The organism is Candidatus Tumulicola sp. (assembly GCA_036490475.1).
GTDB lineage: Bacteria > Vulcanimicrobiota > Vulcanimicrobiia > Vulcanimicrobiales > Vulcanimicrobiaceae > Tumulicola.
Genome location: DASXDT010000006.1, coordinates 1120983 through 1141920, shown reverse-complemented (window position 1 = coordinate 1141920; position 20938 = coordinate 1120983). Strand labels below are relative to the sequence as shown.

The 20938-nt window shown below is 61.5% G+C and carries 16 protein-coding genes; 10 read left to right on the top strand and 6 right to left on the bottom strand.

Annotated elements, in window-relative coordinates:
• Window positions 1-89 precede the first annotated feature (89 nt).
• Window positions 90-2504, bottom strand: coding sequence for a protease pro-enzyme activation domain-containing protein (locus VGF98_12940; GenBank protein ID HEY1682542.1), 2415 nt, complete (start codon window positions 2502-2504; stop codon window positions 90-92).
• Window positions 2505-2640: 136 nt separating this feature from the next.
• On the bottom strand, window positions 2641-3348 hold the full coding sequence (locus VGF98_12935) for an NAD-dependent deacylase (GenBank protein HEY1682541.1): 708 nt from the start codon (window positions 3346-3348) through the stop codon (window positions 2641-2643).
• A 52-nt stretch (window positions 3349-3400) separates the two neighbouring features.
• Here VGF98_12935 and VGF98_12930 point away from each other — a divergent pair, with 52 nt between their 5' ends.
• Both VGF98_12930 and VGF98_12925 read left to right on the top strand, forming a co-directional pair.
• The gene (locus tag VGF98_12930) at window positions 3401-3865 is read left to right on the top strand and encodes a GreA/GreB family elongation factor (protein HEY1682540.1); all 465 of its coding nucleotides are present in this window, start codon (window positions 3401-3403) and stop codon (window positions 3863-3865) included.
• 3 nt (window positions 3866-3868) lie between these two features.
• Window positions 3869-4687 carry a GNAT family N-acetyltransferase gene (locus tag VGF98_12925; protein HEY1682539.1) on the top strand — a complete coding sequence of 273 codons (819 nt, stop codon included), beginning with the start codon at window positions 3869-3871 and terminating at the stop codon, window positions 4685-4687.
• Between the two features lie 4 nt (window positions 4688-4691).
• On the opposite strand, the gene VGF98_12920 is transcribed toward VGF98_12925, so the two are convergent.
• Window positions 4692-4922, bottom strand: coding sequence for a hypothetical protein (locus tag VGF98_12920; GenBank protein HEY1682538.1), 231 nt, complete (start codon window positions 4920-4922; stop codon window positions 4692-4694).
• On the opposite strand from VGF98_12920, the gene VGF98_12915 reads away from it, so the two are divergent.
• The gene (locus tag VGF98_12915) at window positions 4921-6438 is read left to right on the top strand and encodes an MFS transporter (GenBank protein HEY1682537.1); all 1518 of its coding nucleotides are present in this window, start codon (window positions 4921-4923) and stop codon (window positions 6436-6438) included. The two genes, VGF98_12920 and VGF98_12915, sit on opposite strands and share 2 nt — an antisense overlap.
• Here VGF98_12915 and VGF98_12910 read toward each other — a convergent pair.
• Window positions 6409-7329, bottom strand: coding sequence for an alkaline phosphatase family protein (locus VGF98_12910; GenBank protein HEY1682536.1), 921 nt, complete (start codon window positions 7327-7329; stop codon window positions 6409-6411). The two genes, VGF98_12915 and VGF98_12910, sit on opposite strands and share 30 nt — an antisense overlap.
• A 93-nt stretch (window positions 7330-7422) precedes the next feature.
• On the opposite strand from VGF98_12910, the gene VGF98_12905 reads away from it, so the two are divergent.
• Both VGF98_12905 and VGF98_12900 read left to right on the top strand, forming a co-directional pair.
• The gene (locus VGF98_12905; GenBank protein HEY1682535.1) at window positions 7423-8472 is read left to right on the top strand and encodes a hypothetical protein; all 1050 of its coding nucleotides are present in this window, start codon (window positions 7423-7425) and stop codon (window positions 8470-8472) included.
• Between the two features lie 4 nt (window positions 8473-8476).
• A complete protein-coding gene (locus tag VGF98_12900) occupies window positions 8477-9337 on the top strand; it encodes a hypothetical protein (GenBank protein HEY1682534.1) in 861 nt (286 codons plus the stop codon).
• On the opposite strand, the gene VGF98_12895 is transcribed toward VGF98_12900, so the two are convergent.
• Window positions 9334-10707, bottom strand: a complete 1374-nt coding sequence (locus tag VGF98_12895) for an APC family permease (GenBank protein HEY1682533.1) — start codon at window positions 10705-10707, stop codon at window positions 9334-9336. The two genes, VGF98_12900 and VGF98_12895, sit on opposite strands and share 4 nt — an antisense overlap.
• Before the next feature lie 87 nt (window positions 10708-10794).
• Between VGF98_12895 and VGF98_12890 the strand changes: the two genes are divergently transcribed.
• From VGF98_12890 to VGF98_12875, 4 genes are read left to right on the top strand one after another with little or no spacing between them, the layout of a single operon-like run.
• Window positions 10795-12588 (top strand): hypothetical protein, encoded by a 1794-nt coding sequence (locus VGF98_12890; GenBank protein HEY1682532.1) that lies wholly within the window; start codon window positions 10795-10797, stop codon window positions 12586-12588.
• Window positions 12585-13820 carry a diaminopimelate decarboxylase gene (gene lysA, locus VGF98_12885; protein ID HEY1682531.1) on the top strand — a complete coding sequence of 412 codons (1236 nt, stop codon included), beginning with the start codon at window positions 12585-12587 and terminating at the stop codon, window positions 13818-13820. The genes VGF98_12890 and lysA overlap by 4 nt, the downstream gene beginning before the upstream one ends.
• 1 nt (window position 13821) lies before the next feature.
• Window positions 13822-18360: a translocation/assembly module TamB domain-containing protein gene (locus tag VGF98_12880; protein HEY1682530.1), complete on the top strand. Its 4539-nt coding sequence runs from the start codon at window positions 13822-13824 to the stop codon at window positions 18358-18360.
• A complete protein-coding gene (locus VGF98_12875; GenBank protein ID HEY1682529.1) occupies window positions 18357-19409 on the top strand; it encodes a hypothetical protein in 1053 nt (350 codons plus the stop codon). The genes VGF98_12880 and VGF98_12875 overlap by 4 nt, the downstream gene beginning before the upstream one ends.
• A 25-nt stretch (window positions 19410-19434) precedes the next feature.
• Here VGF98_12875 and VGF98_12870 read toward each other — a convergent pair whose 3' ends face one another.
• Entirely contained in the window at window positions 19435-20394 is a 960-nt protein-coding gene (locus tag VGF98_12870) for a hypothetical protein (protein HEY1682528.1), read from the bottom strand.
• Between the two features lie 151 nt (window positions 20395-20545).
• Between VGF98_12870 and VGF98_12865 the strand changes: the two genes are divergently transcribed.
• Window positions 20546-20926: a VOC family protein gene (locus VGF98_12865; protein HEY1682527.1), complete on the top strand. Its 381-nt coding sequence runs from the start codon at window positions 20546-20548 to the stop codon at window positions 20924-20926.
• The last annotated feature ends 12 nt before the right edge of the window (window positions 20927-20938 follow it).

Sequence of the window (20938 nt, the reverse complement as noted above, 5' to 3'; positions counted from 1 at the left end):
ATGCGAGAGAACCCTTGGCTGCTCTCTGAAAGGCAACGGGGCGATGCGTTACCGCACCACCCCGTTTTTGCTTTCAGGTTTCGAACGAACTAGAGCGCGTTTGCGAGCGCCCAGCCCTTCGGAGCCCCGATGCCGGCTGCTTGATTGTACTGCGTCGCACTACACGAGTAGGCACCATTGCTGCCCGACGTGCAAGGCGTGAAGTACGTGCTGTACCCGGTCGAACTGAACAGACTGTAAATGGTCGGATTAACCCATCCCAGTTTGCTCGCGTGGAGTTGGTCGGAAGTGATGATCAACGCCACCGACGCCGGCGATGACCACGACGTTCCGAGATATTCGCCGAACGCGCCACCCGTGAAGACTGCCACGGGGAAGAACGGTAACGAATAGTCGGGTTGATTGCGTCCGGTCGTGATCATGCCCGTGATTCCGGTCTGGAAACTCGGGAGCGCGAACACGGTCGAAACGCCGCCGCCGCCGGAGTCGCCGGAAGCCGTGCCCATGGTCACGGTCTGCAGCACACCTTGCGACGTGTCGGTGAAATTAATGCCGCCGATCGACGAGAAGTACGGACCGCCGGCCGGCGCGCTCACGCCCTTCTTGCCGCTGCATTCGTTACTTCCGGTATCGCCGGACGACGCCGAGAATTCGACGCCTTCGGATGCGCCCTGTTCGGCGATTGCATTGGTCGAGTCGGCGAACGACGTATCGCTGGATTCGCAACCGCCGAACGACGAGTTCACGGCCGACGCTTTCCCGTCGGTGAGCACCTTATTGTACGCGTCTTCGATTTGTTGATCGCCGAGCGATCCGATGTCGTACACGATGATGTTCGCGCCCGGCGCGAGACCGGCGATCGTTTGGACGTCGAGATCGGTTTCGGGATCGTCACCGCTGCCGCCGCCGTCGACCGCTTCATTGGTGACGGTTCCGGTCTGCGTGACTTGCGAAGCGCTCAGATACGAAGCCAGATAGCTCGTGTTAACCGGATCGTCGATCACGATCGCGGCGGTGTATCCGGCGCCGTTACAACCGTGCTGAACGGGGAAGTCGAACGGCTTCGCAACGCCGGTTGCCAGCGTTCCGTCCGAGTTTGTCAACGGACCGTTGTCGGGCGCTGAGTTGTTGCATCCCGCACCAGGGGTCGACGTCGGTTGCGCTGTTGGGGTGGCTGTCGGCTTCGCCGTCGGAGTCGCAGTCGGGCCGGCTGTCGGAGTTGCCGTCGGCTTTGCCGTCGGAGTTGCGGTCGGTTGTGCCGTCGGCGTCGCCGTCGGTTTTGCCGTCGGCGTCGGTGACGGGGTGGGCGTCGCGCCCGACCACGCAACATCGTCGAGGTATTGATACGTGTACGTTTTGCTGTATCCGTCGCCGTACACCCCGAAGTAGATGTAATCGCTCTGTCCGGCGTACGAGCTGAGGTTGATCGTGTAGTTCACCCAGCCGTTGGTGTTGTTTACCGTCTTATAGAACGTGGTCAGAATGCTGCCGCGGCTGTTCAACAGATAGCCGGCTTGATACGCATACTTGGTTCCGTAACCGAGCGTGCCTTCGTTGGAGCCTTGATACACCCAGAAGCTCAGCTTGCCACCGCTGGGAACTTTGACTTGTTGTGCGATGGCCGACCAGCCGTACGTCTCGGGTGGCGCGAGCGCACCCATTTCCGCCGAGTACGTTCCGGAATGTGCTCTTGCGGACGTGACGTTCGCGTCGGGCGATCCGGTGGTCTCGTCGATCCACGAGCTCAGCGAACCGGTTTCGAAACCGCCGTTGACCAGATTACCGCTGGAATCGTTGGGCTGGATGCCCGGCAGCGGAAGAATCTGGCGTCCGACGGAGTCGGTCTTGATGACCGGCGCCGTGCGTCCGCCGCCGGTCGAATCTACGACCGTGCGAACCACGACGAGATTGTTGAGCGAAACGTCGCGAACGACCGCTTCGATCGATTTCGGAACGGTAGCGGGCTTGACGTTCGTATAGCGATCGCCATACTTACCCTGCTGCACCGAGTGGATTTCCGTCGAGAAAAAGCTTTCGACGGTCGACGTGCGCGCCGTGGCATCTACGATCGTCCGGTTGGCGTACCGTTTTTCGATCTTAAAGCCGGCAGTTTGCAACGCACGAACGACGCTGCGTTCTTGCTCGCGCGTCGGCGCAAAACGTTCGTTAAATTGGTTAGGAGAAAGAAAGCGCCGATGTTTTCCCGCTCGCGGGTCGTTGAGTTTGGCGACCAGCGCATCGAGTTCGTTTTGATTGTTGTATTTCAGCGTGAGAGCAACGCGAACGATCGCGTTCTTCGGATGGCGCCCGCTATCGGTGAACGCGAGCTTGCCGTACATTTGTGGGATCGACGTCAACGGCGTTTCCGAAACGTTCGAATGCGTTACCGCCGCCTGCGTCGACCCGAGCGCTCCGTCCGGGCTCGCAAGCGATGGAAGAGTTGCGTTGTGGCCGCCGCTGCATGCGGACAGTACTAGCGCCAGCCCTAAAGCAGACGCCACCACCCGTGATGTTCTTCGCATATGCCTCCTGATGTGTAACAAACGGTCCGAGTTTATCTGCGACTTATTCGGCAGTCCCTGGAGCCGCTCCGCCAGGCGGCCGCAAGGCTTGCTTAGTAATATTAGCGCGCTCGGACGCTCACCAATCGAGCAGCGGTAAGGCCTCCGCGGCGCCACACCGGACGACGCAATCCACCCGGCCGCTGATCGCGGTCGCCTCGGGGTTGATTTCGGCGACGTAGGCGGCGGCGTTGTAGCGGGTCGCCAGCGCGGCGGCCGGATAGACTACCGCGCTGGTTCCGACAACCAAAATCACCTCAGCGCGGGCCACAGCGATCTCGGCTTCCCTCCACACCGCGGCCGGCAGCGATTCTCCGAACCACACGATATCGGGGCGCCAACGCCCGCCGCAGGCATGATCGATTTCGTCGAGCGGCAAGCCCGACGCATCGATCGGACGGCCCGTGCCGCAGCGGTCGCAACGCGCTTCGCGCAGTTTGCCGTGCAGCTCGAGAACGCGCGACGAACCAGCGCGCAAATGCAGCGAATCGACGTTCTGCGTTGCCAACGTAAAATCGCCGACGCGACGTTCCATCGCGGCCAGCGCGCGATGACCCGCGTTGGGCTCCGCGCGTTCGTGCGCCGCGCGCCGTTCGTTATACCAGGTCCAGACCAAGCGTGGGTCGCGCGCGAAACCTTCCGGCGATGCAAGTTCTTCGACTCTATGTGTGCGCCACAAGCCGCCGACGCCACGAAATGTCGGCAAGCCGCTCTCGGCCGAAATGCCCGAACCGGTTAACACGAAGACCGACTGTGCCGCCCGCAATCGTTCGATCAATTCCCGCACGCGTCGCGGTTCGCGCCGAGGGTCGCTTCGCCATTGCGCGAACGGTCGAAGCGTGAGCCGGGCATTCGTCAAAGAAGACGACGATCGGCCGGAACGCCCGTTACCGCGCATCGCCGAAAGCGAACATCCGAACTACGTGACGCCCGATGGAATGGCGCAGCTACGGACGGCGCTCGAACGAGCACGTGCCGAGGGTGACGAGCGCGAGGCCGCATATCTACAAGCGCGCGTGGAGTCTGCGCGCGTCATCGAACCGCCATCGCGACCGTGCAAACGCGTGATGTTTGGCGCGTACGTCGTGCTACGGCAAGCCGACGGAACCGCGCTAACGCTGCATCTCGTCGGCGACGACGAAGCCGATCCGGCTTCCGGAAAAGTCAGCTGGACGTCGCCGTACGCCCGAGCGCTCGACGGGCACCGCGCCGGTGACCGTGTTGCCGTGCATCGTCCAGCCGGCGCGACGGTCGTCGTTATCGAGTCGATCTCGTACGATCCGCAACGCAAGGACGCGTCGTAGCACGTGCGCATCGAGCGATTATCCACTGCGAACGAAAGCTCGGCGCTGGAGTTTCTCGAACGGCGGCCGTACGAACGCGTCGTTATCGCACACCTCGTGATGTACGGGTCGCCGCACGCGCGCAACTCGATCGCTCTCGCGCTCGATGCGTCCGGCGTGCGCGGCGTCGGGTTCTTTGGGAACGAAATCCTCTTGTCGGGTGACGAAGCGACGGCGCAGGCGTTTGCCGATTTCGCCGCGGGTTTTCGACGCAACGGACAACGGATGATCGTCGGCCCGCAAGCGACGGTCGCTTCGTTTTGGCCGCGAATCGCCGCCGGTCGCATACCCCCGCGCATCGTGCGCGAGCGACAGCTCGTGATGCGCGTCGAACGCGAGTCGTTACGTCCGTCCTCCCTGCCGGTGCGCGTTCGTCTCGCGCGACCGGCCGAAGCCTCGATCGTCGCCGAAAATTCGGCGCAAATGATCGTCGGCGAGCTTGGATACGATCCGCGCAAAGCACGGGCCGAGTTCTCGGGCGGCATTCGGGAGATGATCGCTCGCGAACGCTGGTGGGTCGGCGAATACGACGGACGGCTATGCTTCTTCTGCAGCGTCGGCGCGTGGTGCCGCGAAACGGCGCAGTTGCAAGGCGTTTGGAGCCCGCCGGATCTGCGTGGTCGCGGGCTCGCCACCGCATCGCTCACGGCAATTTGCGAAAAGCTACTCGACTTTTCGCCGTCGCTATCGCTGTTCGTCAACGATTTCAACGAAAGCGCGATCGCGATGTACCGTCGCGTCGGCTTCTCGTATGTCGCCGACTACCAGTCGCTTATTTTTTAGGCTGTTATAATCGGCGTTCGATCGACTGCACTCCCGATTCGACGGCAGCTTCGCCGCGACGGAATAAGCCGACGATCCACCTGATCATTGCAACCACGCCGATCAGCGCGAAGATAAAGACGATCACAAAAAACCACGCGGCGGTCGCGGCGATGTGTACGAGGGTGTGCTCCACCTGACGCTCCTTTGCTCGAGACGAGACGTTGGATGATTCGGCGGCGAACGTGCCGGCCATGCAGCGTGGAACCGCGGCGACCTCGGGTGCGTGGATCGTGGCGGCCACGGTGCTCGGCTCGAGCCTGGTCTTTATCGATGGCAGCGTCGTTTCGATCGCGTTGCCGGTGCTGCAAGACGCGTTCCACGCCACCACCTTCGACGCGCAGTGGGTGGTCGAAGGCTACACGCTCGTGTTGGGTGCGTTCATGTTGCTGTGCGGCGCGCTTGGCGACCGCTACGGCCGTAAACGACTCTTTGTGATGGGCGTCGTCACGTTCGCTCTTGGATCGATCTTATGCGGAATGGCCAATTCGATGCCCGCGCTCATCGGGGCTCGCCTATTGCAAGGCGCCGGCGGAACGATGCTGGCCCCTGCGAGTTTGGCGCTCCTAGGCGCAACCTTCGAGGGCGAAGCGCGCGGAAAAGCCATCGGAACGTGGTCGGGTTGGACCGCGATGACCAGCGCGATCGGGCCGGTAGCCGGCGGCGCGATCGTCGACCATTTCGGCTGGCGCTGGATCTTTTTCATCAACGTGCCCATCGCGCTGGCGGTAGTCGTGATTGCGCTGCGCCACGTGAGCGAAAGCCGCGACGAGGACGAGGGCGGACCGCTCGACATCTTGGGCTCGATCGTCGTGTCACTGGGTCTGGGTCTGGTCGTCTACGCCTTTGTGTTCAGCGGACTATCCGGCTGGAACGAAATCGCAATCGGTTCGTTGGTGCTGGGCGTCGCATCACTCATTGGCTTCGTCGTGCTGGAAGGCCGAGTCAAGAATCCGATCCTTCCGCTCGCCCTATTTGCCAATCGCGAATTCAGCGGCATCAACGCGATGACGTTTCTGCTGTACGCCGCGTTATCGGGCGTGTTCTTCTTCTTGCCGTTCGTGCTGATTCAAGTGGATGGCTACAGCGCGACCGTGACCGGCTTTTCGATGCTGCCGTTCGTCGTGCTGATCGTGGCGTTATCGCGGTACTCGGGAGCGCTTACCTATCGTGTCGGACGGCGTACGATGCTGGTAACCGGGCCTTCGGTGACGGCCCTCGGTTTCTGCGCGCTCGCGTTCCTTCCCAACATGCACTATTGGACGGGGGTCTTCCCGGCCGTCATTCTGGTCGGTATCGGAATGGGATTGACGGTCGCTCCGCTCACCACCACGATGATCGACTCGGTGCCGGAACACAACGTGGGTGTGGCGTCGGGTGTCAACAATGCCGTGTCGCGCGTCGCGGGACTGCTGGCGGTTGCGATACTCGGATCGCTGATCGCATTCGCGTTCGACAGCCACTTGTCGAAGCGCGCGGACGCGGCTTCGTTTTCGGCGCAGCAGCGTGCGGATCTAGCAGCGCAACGCGCCGCAATGGCGGCGGCGCGATTTCACGACCCACGCGAAACTGCAGTCGTGAAGGGTGCCTATCTCGATGGGTTTCGCGTCGTTTCCATGGCGTGCGTTCTGCTGACGTTGGGTTCGGCGCTGATCGCCGCTACGACGCTCTCAAACCGCCGTTCAACGCCAGATACCGCCGATGGGACTTGACGAACAGTCCTTTTGCAAGCAGCCAAGGCCGAACGCGGCCTCGATCGTGCGCAAGGTCGAATAGTGGTCGATACGCTGCGCAGAGGTAGTTCCGGCTCGCAGCATAGGCCCGACCAGCACGGTTGGAATCCGGTTCGTTCCGTCGCGATCCGGTTCGGCTTCGTCCCACGTAACGATCAATAGGCCGTCGTTCTTCGCATTCCACGCAATGAGTTGCGGGAGATTTGCCTGCAGCCAACGGTCGCCGGTGCGCGTCGAGCAGTTATGCATATCGTTGCACATGTTCGGCGTGATCCACAGCAACGACGGCAGCTGCGACGGCAGCCCGTGATAGACGCGGTTGAGCGATGCCGGCACGTTCGCGAAATCGGCCCACGGCACGTGCTTGCGCGCATACAGCGCCGTCCAACAGCCCTGATAGCCGTCGCGCGGTATGGACTCCGCGTACCCGGCGAACGTTAAGCCCGCGGCCATTAGCTCGGTGGCGACATTCGGAGCTTCGAATGAGACAGGACAGTGGTCCGACGTTACGCCCTGTGTCGATCCCGAAAATAGGGCGAGGTAATTCGGCTGGCTAGGATGCGCCACCGCGTGCGCGTTGGTCATCAGCACGCCCTGCCGAACGAGTTGATTATTGAAGTACGGAGCATTTTTGTTTCCCGCGACCGATTCGTCGTCGCGGTTCTCCATCACGATGATCGTAACGTGCGCGATACGCGGAACCGCGCTCGGCGCGGGCGACGCGGCCGCGACCGCCTGCGGCAAAGCGAGAACGATCACGGCGGCACCCCACCGGATATTTGAGTACACTGTGTTAACGCTCATCATATGGGCGTCGCCGATGCTTCGATAGGCACGGTGTGCGATGGCTCGCAGGTTTTCAAAGGTCATGGCCGCTCGAGTCGAACGGCGAAACTTCCGTGGTAGATTATCGAGAATGACGGCCCGGTAGGAACCGTCCGGGGAACTTTTGAACACACGTTCGTGTCGCTACAAGCAGGAATCATTACCGTGGATAATACGCCTCATGCCTCACGCCTCATGCAACAACGCGCGGCCGGCAGCGACGCTATTTACTTCCACTTTCCGTGTTTTGACGGACTGATCTCAAGTGCGATTGCCGCCGACCACCTGACCATGTTCCACGACTGGAAAATCGAGGATTTTCGGCCTGTTGATTATGATCTGAAAGCCCAGTGGCTGGATATCAGTCTGCCGCACCGATCGGCTGTCGTTGATTTTCTGTACCACCCGGGCGCAGTTTTCTGGGCAGATCACCATGCCACGACTTTCTTAACAAGCGAAAATCAACAGGACTACTTGGCAAAAAGAGACCGTCCAGGCGAGTGGTTAATTTACGACCCCGAAGCACAATCGTGTGCCCTGCTACTGTTTGAGCGTCTTCGGGATAGCCTATCGGATCCCGACCGGTATCGTGATATGGCTCAATGGGCGGACAAGATAGATTCGGCTAGCTATTCATCGGTCGAAGAGGCCGTCTATGGAGGGAGCCCCGCCATGGACATCAACCTCGGGCTATCCGCAGGAGGTGCCGATTCAAAATATGCGGAGCTGCTCGTGCGTTCCCTGCTTCGGTTGTCGCTAGAGGAGGTCAGCGCGCTGCCCGAAGTCCAGAAGCGAACAATAACGGCGCGACGCCGGATACGCGCTGGCCTGAAGGCCGTCGAAAAATCCGTGCGGTTGGTGGACGGAGATATCGTGGCGGTTTCAACGTCCGAGAGTGAAGCGAGAACCATCAGCAGATATAGCCCTTATATCTTTTATCCGGACGCTTCGTATTCACTGTCTTTGACTCGCACGAAGCAACACTGGAAGATAACGGCAATGCGTAACCCTTGGCGGCAATTTCGCAGTATCGAACTCGGCGAATTATTTCGCAAATATGGTGGCGGTGGCCACAGGCGAGTCGCTTCTGTCATCGTGCCCGGAACAGCCGTTGAACACGCACAGGATGTTTTTGATGCGATTCTAGGTGATATACGCGAGAGCCCTATCGACTCCGCTGCGGTCTGACAGCGTGATCGAAAAATTCAATTTCTACGATGTGTATGGGTACTTCATTCCTGGGTTAGTCATACTTCTCATTACCTACGGGCCATTCGCGTTGACGGCGTGGAGGCCGTCCCTTGATTGGGGCGAATTTTCGTTGGCCGTTGTCGCAGCAATTATTTCTTACCTTGTCGGATATTTCTTGCAATCAATGGCGACAAAAGCAGTGCCTTCCGAATTCGGCGGCCGTTACCCATCTACACGGTTGCTGGATTCCTCCGACAAGACTCTTTCGACGCCGATGAAAGCGAAAATTTCGGCAAAATGTATCGACTGCTTTGGTATCGACCCCAAGGTTCATCTGGACCAAAACGATGAGGTTGACGCGGTCAGAAAATCTGCCTTTCGATTGGCTCGGGCCTTAACAAACATTAACGATTCTGGGACGTACGCACAGCAGTTTCAGGGGTTATACTCGATGATGCGAGGACTGGCCGTGGCGTTTGCCCTCGGCTTCGTTTACATGCTGGGGTGGACTGCCGGTTATTGGCATCTTTGTTGGATCGCTGCTACCGCATCATTGATCTTAATCGGTTCACTTATTGCCACGCTGGTGCTGGGCATTTTGCGCGTTAGCCAGGGCGTTGAGGGAAACCGGAATACAGATATCCTTGGCATCGTAGCAATAGCGGCGATGATGAGCACACTCGGCTGTCTGTTTGCGCAATCGCAGATTTTCAATCTGAGTGTAGTCTTGACGTACGGAGCGACCGCGCTGCTATATGCGGGCGTCGCTAGTAGATTTTACGCGTCTTACGAGACATTTTCTTGGGAGTTTGCTAAAGCTGTGTGGACAGGTTTTTGCTTGCCCGAAGCGGGGAAGCGCTAACCGTTCGGGAGACGGCGACGGCCCAGCCAATACACCGCGACGCCGGCTCCCGCGAGCAACGCGGTCAAGAACAGCACCTTGGCCACGCTTACTACTTTGTCGGCGTCGTCCGGCGCTGGAATCAATGCGAAGATGGCGGCCGCGACCGTCGTTATGAAGCCGACGACGGCGCAAGCGACGATCCAAAAGCCACCGCGTAATTTAATGGCGGCTGCGAATAAGAACATGAACGGGAGCATCGTGATCAGCACGGTCGAGCTTACCAAAATATCGTAAGCTCCGTGTACGCTGCTGCCGCTTTGTCCGAGGACGACGAAGACCGCGGCGATGCCCGACTGTGACAGCAGCGCGACGACCGGAGAGCCCCAGCGGGGGTGCATGATTCCGAACGATTTTGGAAGATAGTGATCGATGCCGGCAACGAATGGAATACGCGCGACGGCACCCAACCACGCTCCGCAACTCCCTAAACAACTCACAACCACGAGAAATGCGGCGACCGGCACGATCCACGCCGAATTTAACCGAACTGCGACTTGCGCGATCGTTTGCATGACACCCGACGACTGATCGACGGAATGCGACGGCAGCGCAACGAGCACCGCGACCGTGCCGAGCACGTAGATCACGCCGATCGCCGGGGCCGCCATCGCCAGCCCCAGCGGAATCGAACGTCGTGGTTGGCGTACCTCACCGGCGATAAACGAGATTGCCTCCGGCCCAGTCCACGCAAACGCGATGACCGACCAGAAGATCGCATTCTTCAAGCTTGCTTCGGGACGCATCGTGGCCGCGGTAATCGGCGTCGCCGCACCGAACTTCACCCATGCGATGGCGCCCAGCGCGATCAACGCCAGCGTCACGATCCAACGACTGAGCGCGCCCGCATTGTTGAGCCAGCGCCCGACCGAATAGCCGTAGACGTTGACGATCGTTCCGAGCGCTAATCCGGCGAGCGCGAACCCAATGAAGTACAGCGGTGACGACCCGAGAGCGTGGCTCCAATTCCCGAAATACAACGCGTTTCCGGCGGCGAAGTAGAGCAGAGCCGGAAAATACGGCAGATTTGACGTCCAGTACGTCCAGCCGGTGAAGAATCCGGCAAACGGTCCGAAAGCGCGTTTGCTCCACGCATACATGCCGCCCTCGTCGGGATAGCGTGACGTGAGAGATACGACGCAGATCGACAACGGTAGAAACATCGTCGCGGCGCCCAAAATCCACACCGGGATCGACGATGGTCCGGCGGCGGCGGCCGTTGCGACCCATTGCAAGTTCGACCCAGCTACGACGAAAAACAACGCAACGTCGACCAGCCCGAGGCTGCGGCGTAATGGCGGAACCTGCAAGATCGGCTCGTTCGTGGGCACTGCTGCCATTCCCAAAAGTGCGGGTTCGCGCCGTTCTCCCCCTTCAAAGCGAAGGTGCCGACCGCCGCTCGCGTAAGATTGCCGCGAATGCGTGCGGCTATCAGGTTTCTGTGCGACCGGTTGTCGTTGGCGATCGTTGCAATCGGCACGGTGTTGATGCTGCTCGTCTTCGTTTCGGTCGAAACCAACGCGACGCATTTGGGCTCATTTCCACTGCATTTCGAAAACAATACCGATCGCGTACAGGTGCAGGCAGGTTCGCCCGCAAGCGACACGTTGCGCACCGGGGACAGCATCGATCTCTCGCAGATGACGCCCGAGCAGCGCTTCAACTTATTAGCCGCACCGTCGAGTGCGCGCATGGCGCTCACGGTTCGCCGCGGCGCGCATCGTTTTCCGCTGTTGCTTTCGGCGACGCCGCCGGATTATTCGCGCCGCGCGACGATGGCGCGCGACATCGGCATTCCGCTGAGCTTCTTTCTCTCGCTCGGTCTCGCGACGGTGCTGTTTATCATGCGCCCGATGCCGATCACGCTGGCGTTTTATTGCTATACGCTGCTGGTACTGATCAAAGTGAATCAGTCGGTGCTCGAGCTGGCCAAGTGGCCGGTGAATCTCGGCAGCGATCTGTTAATCCAAATCGTGTATCCGCTGACGCAAATCACCATTCTCATTTTCGCGCAACGATTGTACGGCCGGCGCGGCCGGGCGTGGCCGTGGTTTTTCGGCACCTCCGTCGTGCTCTCGATCGTCGTGTTCGTCATCTGGGTCGATCCGATCGTCTGGCTCGTGTTTCAGCGATTCCAGATGCCCGGGCCGACGCGATTGATGATGAGTGCCTCCGACACGCTGTTGTTGACGTCGGTTATCTGCGGCTTAGCCTATATTGCGTCGGGCGCGACCGTTCTGGATCGCCGCCGCGTTGCCTGGGTGGTCGCCGGTATCGCGCTTTCACCAATGCTCGATTTGTTGTGGGCCGTTTCGGATACGTTGAGCGCGTTGATCGGCGACACGTCCACCCCGCTACTGGCGGTAGAAGCCTGGGCCGACGCGCTACAGCCATGGACGGCCGTCATCGGATCGGCGTTCGTGCTGTACGGCTTCTTATCGCAACGAGTGATCGACGTCCGGTTCGCGATCGGGCGCGCCGTGCTATACGGCGCGACGACACTGATCCTGGTCGTTTTCTTCGGCATCATCGAGTGGTGGGCCGAACAAATATTCGAAAGCACGCGACCGGCCGTGTACGTGAGTTTGGCGGCGGCGCTGGTCATCGGCTTTTCGATGAAATCGTTGCACGGCCGCGTCGAGGATATCCTGAATCGAATCTTCTTCCGCGAGCAGCGACGCGCCGAAGACATTCTGCGACGAGCGGCGCGCGCTTTAGCCAATACGTCGTCCGAAAAAACCTTGGTCGAGTTTCTGATCGACGAACCGGTGCTGGTGCTGCATCTGACGTCGAGCGCGCTGTTCGTCGCAACATCCGACGGTACGGCGTTCGAACGAAGAGCCGACCGCGGCTGGAACACCACTGAAGCGCAGCGGATCGATGCAGAGGATCCGATCATCGTCGCGCTGCGCGCCGACCTCGGTTCGATCGAGTTCGACGAAGGGCGTTTGGAATCGATCGTTCTCCCGACCGGCCGCAAGGCGCCGACGCTGGTGATTCCACTGATCATGCGCGGACGCGTTGTTGGTTTCGTGTTATATGGAGGCCGCGAAGACGACGTCGCGCTGACGCCGCCGGAACGCGCGCTGCTCGAGGCAATCGCCGCGAGCGCTGCCGCCGCCTACGACCACATCGATGCGGACCGGTCGCGAGAACGCATTGTGGCGCTGGAAGATCGCTTGCGTGGCATGGGTGCGGCGGTACCCGAATGACCGAGCCATTGCTCATCGGCGGTGTGACGGGCGAATCGCTGGCACAAAGGTACGGTACGCCCTTGCTCGTTGTCGATCTCGACGCCGTTCGCGAGCGGGTGGTCGAGCTTCGAACTGCCTGCGACCCCGCGGGCATCGCAATTTCTTACGCCGGTAAAGCTTTTCTAACGGTCGAGTTTGCGCGACGGATCGCGTCGTTCGGTATCGGCCTCGACATATGTTCGCTCGGCGAGCTCGCCACCGCCGAACGCGCCGGCTTTCCGGCGGAGCGACTGACGTTTCATGGTGCGGGCAAGACTCTCGACGAGTTGCAGGCGGTGGTCGACGGTCGTGCCGGCCGCATCGTGGTCGACGGCATCGACGAACTGCGCGCGCTGCAACGAATTGCCGACCGGCCGGTCGACGTGGTGCTGCGTCTGAACACCGGCGTCGAAGCGCACGCGCACGAATTCGTTCGAACTGCGGGCGACCGCACCAAGTTCGGCATCGATTCGGATCTCGAGGAGGAAGCCGTTTCGATACTACGAGCAAACGGTGCTCTGCATTTGACTGGCCTGCACGGTCACATTGGGTCGCAGATCGATCTGATCGAACCGTTCGTCGTAAACGTCGAGCGTCTGGTTGAGGCCGCCGGTCGCTTCGCCGCGCGAGGGTTTCCGGTGCGCACGCTGGTCGCCGGCGGCGGGTTCGGAATCGACGCGGAGGGACTGCCCGCGCTGCAGATGGATCGAGTGGCGGCCGCGCTCGGCGCCGAGGTTCGCCGGGCAACCGTGGCGGCTGGAATTGCGCTGCCGGCGATTGAGATCGAGCCCGGACGCGTAATCATAGCCGGAGCGGGTACGACCTTGTACCGCGTGATGACCGTGAAACGCCGCCCCGGCCGCACCTACGTGATCGTCGATGGCGGTATGGCCGATAACCCGCGTCCCGCCCTCTATGGAGCCCATCACGATGTCGTCGCCGACGGCGCGGTGGGACCGTTTGAAACGATGGCCGTGTGCGGCCGTTCGTGCGAGAATGACGAGATGGCCGAGATGGCGCTACCCGCAGGTATCGAGCGAGGAACGTTGCTGGCGATGCGCACGACCGGCGCCTACACGTACAGCATGGCGAGCAACTACAATCGTTTCGCGCGGCCCGCGGTCGTCGGCTTAGAAAACGGCACCGAACGGTTGCTCGCGCGGCGCGAATCGCTCGACGACTTGCTCGCGCTCGATTTCGCGGAGCGTTAACGTGCGTTCGACATGGCGTCGGATCGCGGTCGCCGCCGCCGTCCTCGTTTGTATCGTGGTCGTGGGCGCATTCCTTGCACCCCAATTGTTGCGCGGCGCCGTTACGGCGGCAGCCGCTAGCTTCGGCGTACGTGCGGCCGTCGGTGGCGTGGATTTGCACTTCGGGCAAATCGTGTTGCGCGACGTCGATCTCAAAAATCTCGCCGGCGAGCCGATCGGCCGAATCGCTACGACGACGGTGCGATATTCGTTACGCGATTTGCTGCCCGGCGGTTCGCGCGCATTCGGATTAACCGGCTTCGATGTCGAGAACGGACAACTCGTTCTGATCCGTCACGCCGACGGCACCTACAATCTTCCGGTTCAGAAGGCCGGCCCGAGCCGCGGCGCGCCCACCACGCCGTTTGTTTTCGACGGGCGCATCCGCAACGTACGCGTCGACGTGTACGATCGCGCGCCGGTGATTCCAGCGAGCGCGCACTTCGCCTTCGATGACGTGAACGCAGACATGCACGTCGCCACCAATGCGATCACGAAATACGTGGCCGGTCTGACCTATGTCGAACGTTCGGGGCGTTTTCCGATCGCTGGGCGCGGCATGCTCGATGCCACGACCAAGACGGGCCTGCAACACTGGTCGTCGGCGCGACTGCCGATCGCCGCGCTTGCGGACTTCGCGATCCACTCGACGAGTTTGCGACTGACCGACGGTAACTTGACGCAGTTGGAGGCGCGCGTCGGGACATTACCCGGCCCCGGCGGCACGATGGATAACCATATCAGCGCTACGACGTTGTTATCGGGCGGCCGGGTCGTCGTAGCGGGGCTCGACGCACCGCTCGCTGCGGTGAACGGACCGATTGCTGTGTACGACGATGGCCTTCTCTTGCAAGGTGTGGCGGGAACGCTGGCAGCCGTGCCCATGCGTCTGGACGGCGGCGTCATCGGTTTGCAATCGCCGCAATTGCATCTGACGGTCGCGGGCCAAGGCGAAGTCGCTCGACTGCGAACGGCACTCGCACAAACGGCCAACCTTCCGTTATCTGGACGCGTCGCGCTCAGCGTCGCGGTCGAAGGCGCACCGACGGCGCCGTTGGTATTGATCTCCGCGCGAGCGCCGGCGATTCGCTTTCAAACATACGTCGCGAATTCCACCAGCGCCACGCTGGCGTTCGACGGCCGCCGCGTCGTCGTACTCGACGCATCCGCATCCTACCGCTCGATTGCGGTACGCGCGCACGGCCGGCTCGATCTGAAGTCGAAGCATAGCGCGGTCGCGTTCGCTGCCGCTGCGAACGTGCCGGCCAATGCGATTCCGCAGACGCCGGCAATGCTGGCCGGGCTACCGGTGAATGCCGACGCGCTCGCGATCGGCGATTCGCCTGCGTCGGTGGACGCGTTCGGCGCTGCGCGTGGATCGAATGCACGCGACACGTTGGCCGCAACGTTTCACTTGCGTGGCAACGGTACGGGAACGATCGGACCGGTCACCTTCGCCGGGCGCGACGGCTCGCTGTACGCCCGCGCCGTCATCGACCACCCCCACAAAATCTACGATGCGTACGTCAACGCGACCGGACTGCGCGTCGGAATGAATGGCGTCGGTGCCGCGATCGATGCCGATATGCTGGCCGGGATGCACGGAAATCGCACGTATGCCGATGGCTTCGCGCACGCGCGCGATGTCGTCACGCCATATGGCCCGGTGGCCGCCGCCGATGCGCGATTCGGCACGACGCACGGCTCGCAGTTGGCGATCGCCTTAACCGCGCGCGGTATCGGCGCACTCGATGCGATCGCGATGGCGGTCGCCTCCTACAACGATGGCGCCATCGACTTGCAAAACGCGACCGTCGCCGCGCAGGGCAACTTCGTGCGAGCGCAAGGAACCGTGACGGATCTGACGGACGGCGCACCGGCGTACGCCCTGGATGCAAACCTGCACGCAGCCGACCTCTCGTCGGTCGTCGCGTTGGCGCGTCCTAGTTTGGCCAAAACGATCGAAGGAAGCGCGGACGCGCGTTTGCACGCCACCGGCCGCGGCGCCGACGTTGCGGTTTCGGGAACGCTGGCGGCTCCCGAAGGCGCGGTGAACGGCTTACCGTTCCACGAGTTACACACCAATCTACGCGGAACGCAGCGCTCGGTACAGTTGCGCGACGGCAACGTCGGCATCGGCTCCACCGCGATCGCGTTTTCCGGAGATTTGTCACCGTCACAACAGCGCTTAAGCGTTTCGGCGCCGTACATGAACGCCGCCGATTTCAACGACTTCTTCGACGCCGGCGACATGCTGGCGGGGCGGGGGAGTCTGCGCGCATCGGCCACGCTAGCCGGCGGAACGGTGCTCGCAACGAACGGACAAACAACGATCGTCGGAACGGCCGTTCGCGGCATCGCGATCGGAACGACCCGCGCGGCCTGGAACGGGAACGCCGGCGACATTCACGCCGATGTCGCCGCCGACGGGCAATACGGCAACTTCTCGGCGACCGGATCGGTCGGGGTCCGCGGCTTCGTCGATATCGCGGCGCACGCGCGGAACGTCGCACTGGCGCATTGGCTCCCCGTTGCCGGACTGCAAATGCCGGTTACCGGAACCGCGTCGGTCGACGCGACCGTCGCCGGCAGCTTTCCGAACCTCGATACCAACGTGCGTGCCAACGTGATCGACGCGACCGTATTGCGGCTGCCGGTCCAAAGCGTGAGCGCGGTGCTCGCCACGCGAGCCGGACGCGGACGTTTACAAAGTTTAGCGATTCGCGCGCCGCATCTGAATGTCGATGCCGACGGCGCGTTCGGATTGCACTCCACCGACCCGCTCGCGATCGACGTCCGCACCAAGAGCGATGATGCCGTGGCACTCGTCAATACGACGCTGGGCACGAAGTACGACGCATCCGGTTCGCTCGCCATGAACACGCACATCGCGGGCACGCGCGACGATCCGATGATTACCGACGACGTTCAATTGACGAAGCCGCGGTACGGAAATTTCACGGCTAATGCGGTATTCGGACGTATCACGGCGACCCGGCGTGCGGTGTCGCTGGCGGGCGCCGGCATCAATTTCGAACGTGGGCGAATCCTCGCCGACGCGACCTTGCCGATCCGGCTCGCCCCGTTCGCACTCGATCCCGGCGGGGTGCCCGTTTCGGCGCGAATCATCGCAGACGACGTCGAGCTGTCGAACTTCGTATCGATGCTGCCGAAAAACACCAACGTGACGGGACGTATCGATGGCACGGTGCAGATCGCCGGCAATCTCAACAAACCCGAACTCGGCGGATCGCTCGGGCTTACCGGCGGCTCGTTCTCGGGGCCGGCGGAATCGATTCCGATAACCGACACCGTTGCGCAGGTCGCGTTCGACAAGCAGACCATTACGCTGAACACATTCTCGGCGAGAGCGGGCGGCGGCGGCGTGGCCGGCAACGGGTACGCGTGGATTCCGAACTTTCGAGATCCGCGCGATGCGTTGTTCGCATTGTCGATGCGCACCACGCAAGCGCAGTTCGATCTTCCGAAATACTTCAAGGGCAAGCTGGATGCCAACGTCGCGCTCAGCCGCCAGCCCGGCAGCCCGATCCTCGCATCGGGTTCGGTGTCGGTCGCATCCGCGCGCATCCCGCTTACAGCGCTGTATAATCCGAAGCCTGCGGGAGGATCGGCACCGGCGCTTCCGCCGCTCGCCTTCGACTTGCAAATCAATGTTGGCCGCGACGTCCGCGTGCAGAGCCCGAACATCGATCTCGGTGCCACCGGCTCGCTCAGGGTTGCCGGAACGCTGGCCAAGCCGCAACTCTCGGGAACGTTCACGTCGACCGGCGGCACGGTCAGCTTTCTTCGCGACTTCCGCGTGCAGAGCGGTACCGTTACGTTCGATCCCAACAGCGGCATCGTTCCCGATGTCGACGCAACGGCCACGACGTACGTTTCGAATCCGAGTACCGACGTCACGCTCCACGTCACCGGTCCGGCGACCAGTTTGAATCTTGGGTTTGCGTCGCAGCCGCCGTACGATCGCGATCAGATACTCGGGCTCTTGGTGAACGCGCAATCGTTAGGGGCGGTGCGCGGCGTCGCAGCGACGGGTGGCGGGTCGTTCTCGGCCGGTGCGGCGATCGCGAACCTTGCCGCAGGCCAGTTGAACACGCTGTTCACGCGCAATTTGCTCGAACCGCTATCGGTGGCCGTCGGCGACACGCTCGGACTCCAGAACTTTCAGATCACCAACGACCTGCAGAGCGGCTTGGGCATTAGCGCCGTGAAAAAGCTTGGCGACAAGGTCAGCTTCATCTTCGCCGAAACGTTCAACGAAACGCGCCGAACGGCGTATACGGTGCAATATCGCCCGAACATCTCGTCGCAGTTGCAGATGACGGCCTACACATCGCTGCAGCAGAATCCCTTCGCAACGCAGCCGTTCCTCTCCCAAACGACGTCGACCGGCACCGGCATATCGACGGCGACGATTCCAATCGCCACTGGCGGGAACGGCATCGACTTCAAATATCAACGGACGTTTCCGCCGCCGTGATGCGTCGCGTTTCTCTCGGATTGCTGGTCGCACTCGCGGCCTGCGCGCATTCGACTGCTTCGCAAAGTCCCACGCCGCGGCCGTTCGGCCAACCGGCGCGGCTCGATCTGCAACGCGCCGTTGCCGGCCATCCGTTGGCGTCGATGTTGCGGCAATACGACGCCAACCTCGCGACGCTACAACTCATCCAAACGCCGGCGGGCCTGAGGAATCTTTCCGAGCGTATCGCAGCCGACGTTAGCGACGCGCAGGACGTCTTGAATGCGGCGGCTCGCCAGACCGGCGCGATACAAATTCGAGTCCCCTCTATTCCGACGACCGGAACGCCTGCGGACCACGGCGAAGCGGCCGTCGCTACCTATCGCGATGCGTTGCAAGTTCGCAACGACCGCGCGCTAACGCTACGTGCCTCACAACTGCAAGAGAGCCAAGCCAACGCCGCCTATGCGTTCGATCGAACGCATGCCGGCACACGTTTGCAAATTCGCGTGAAGTTGCGGAACTTGCATCTCGAGCCCAACGACCGCTGTCGCATGCAAGCCGAACTCGATGCACTTCAATCGCAAGAGGACCGGCTGGTGGCCGGCATACGCAGGCAGGATGCCATCACGCTATCCGAGTTCGCAAACGCGCTGCAACGCGAAGCGATTTCGAATCTCAACGAACTGGCCGGTGATGTCGAGGAGCATCGCCGTGCGGCCGGGCAACTGCGCGACGACGTTCGAACCCCCGCTGCAGCGTTGACGCTCGACGATCGCGCGATCGCGCTCCAAGCCTACAAAACGAGCGCCGCCGACATAACGCAGCGGCTGGGCGACGTCGCGACACAAAATCGCTTAGCGGCCGCACGCCTTGCGTCCGAAATGGCGAGCGTGCAGAAGGCGCGTGCAGCACTACGTTCGGAGATCGTCGCTTCGATCGAGACGACCGCTGACGCCGTTGCCGGAGAGCGCGGCTTGGGGCGCGTGTACGAGTCGAACGCACCCGCCGGCGCGACGGATATTACGTCCAGCGTGATCTCGCACGTACGAAGCACGTTGATGCAATAACGTCCGAGTATTGTCGAGCGTTTTCTTACTGTTTTGTAAAATCGCTCGGAACTGAGAAGATCGCATCGTTCGCAGCGACCGAATGCACGTTTCCACGCTCGTTTTCGATCGACAGTCCTTGACCGGATGACTGGCCCTTGAATGTGAGCACGTCGAACATCGAAAACCGGCCGAGCGGAAGCGGCGGTCCGCTCTGCGAGATGCTGAAGCGTTTGTCCATGTGGTTCGAAGAGAACGCTTGCATCAAATGGCTGTACATTTGCATTCCCTGCGCCGTCTGGGCGGCCGACGGCCCCATCGGGGATCCCGAACCGAACCGGCGGCACGACAGCGACGGCGTTTGAAACGACGCATAGTACCCGTTCATTAACCCTTGGGTGGTCGAGGTCTGGCCTTGCGCGTTGGTCGCGGTAATCGTCGTATCGGAACGATAGCCTTGCGTCGGTGTGCCGGCGACAGTGCGAGCCCCGAGCGCCGTGTTGCGAATCGCGATCGAGAGATGCGACAAATCGTCCGACGCCATCGGGTGCGGAGTGCTGCCACCGCCACTCGATCCGGAACTCGATTGCGGTTGATCCATCGATACGACGGTGTACGTCTTGTGGCGCAAATCGAGCGTCGTGATCGTTCGCGCATTACAATCCGTGATCGTCGCGGTTTGTTGCGATATTTCGTCGGTTCGCTCTTTGTAGCCGGCGATGTAGTGGTGCTCGGCCACTCCGCTCTGCATCATCTGCATGGCACCCTTGCCCGCCGCAATCGCCTGTTTGAGATGACCGAAGATGCCGCCGCCACCGCCCTCGTCTTGCGATTGCACCGCCGATGCCGTCGCAAAGTCGCTGTCGAACGAGCCTGGCTGCAGCGTCGAAGCATCGGCTCCCAAATCGAACTTCATCACCGAATCCCATGCGAGACCAGCGGAGGCGGCCGGAGCCGCCGAAGGCTGCAGCGCGACGGCGAGCCCCGCCAGAGCCGCAATGGACAAGAGGCGACGTTTCAAAGCAAACCTCCAACGAAGCGAACGTGAACCTCCGCATCATGCCTGCAAGGAGACCGGTACGTCAAGCGTCACGCTCGGACGCTTTCCCGGCGAGCGCCGCGTGCAACGACCTACAACCGGGTACGATACAGCTCGTATGACAATTCATTTGGGTGCGGTAGGGCACTTCGGCCTGGCGGTGCACGATCCGAAGCAAAGTGCGAAATGGTGGCAAGCATCGTTCGATCTCGAGACCATTTTTACAGGCGATGATTACGTTGGGCTAAGCAACGACGACGTTACGATCGTGCTCTCGAAAGGGACGCCGGATCCGGCCGCGATCGATCATATATCGTTTCATCTACCCGACATGCAGGCGTTACGTGCGGCGCTCGACGCTCTCAAGCGGAACGGCGTGGAGCTCGAAGATCCGGGCGATGAAATCGGTCCGGAAGCCGAGGGATCGAAAAACATGGGCCTGTGGTTTCACGATCCCGACGGCTACCGGTGGGAGCTCTCGGTCCAGGGCGGTCGCTGACCGTCCTTCCGA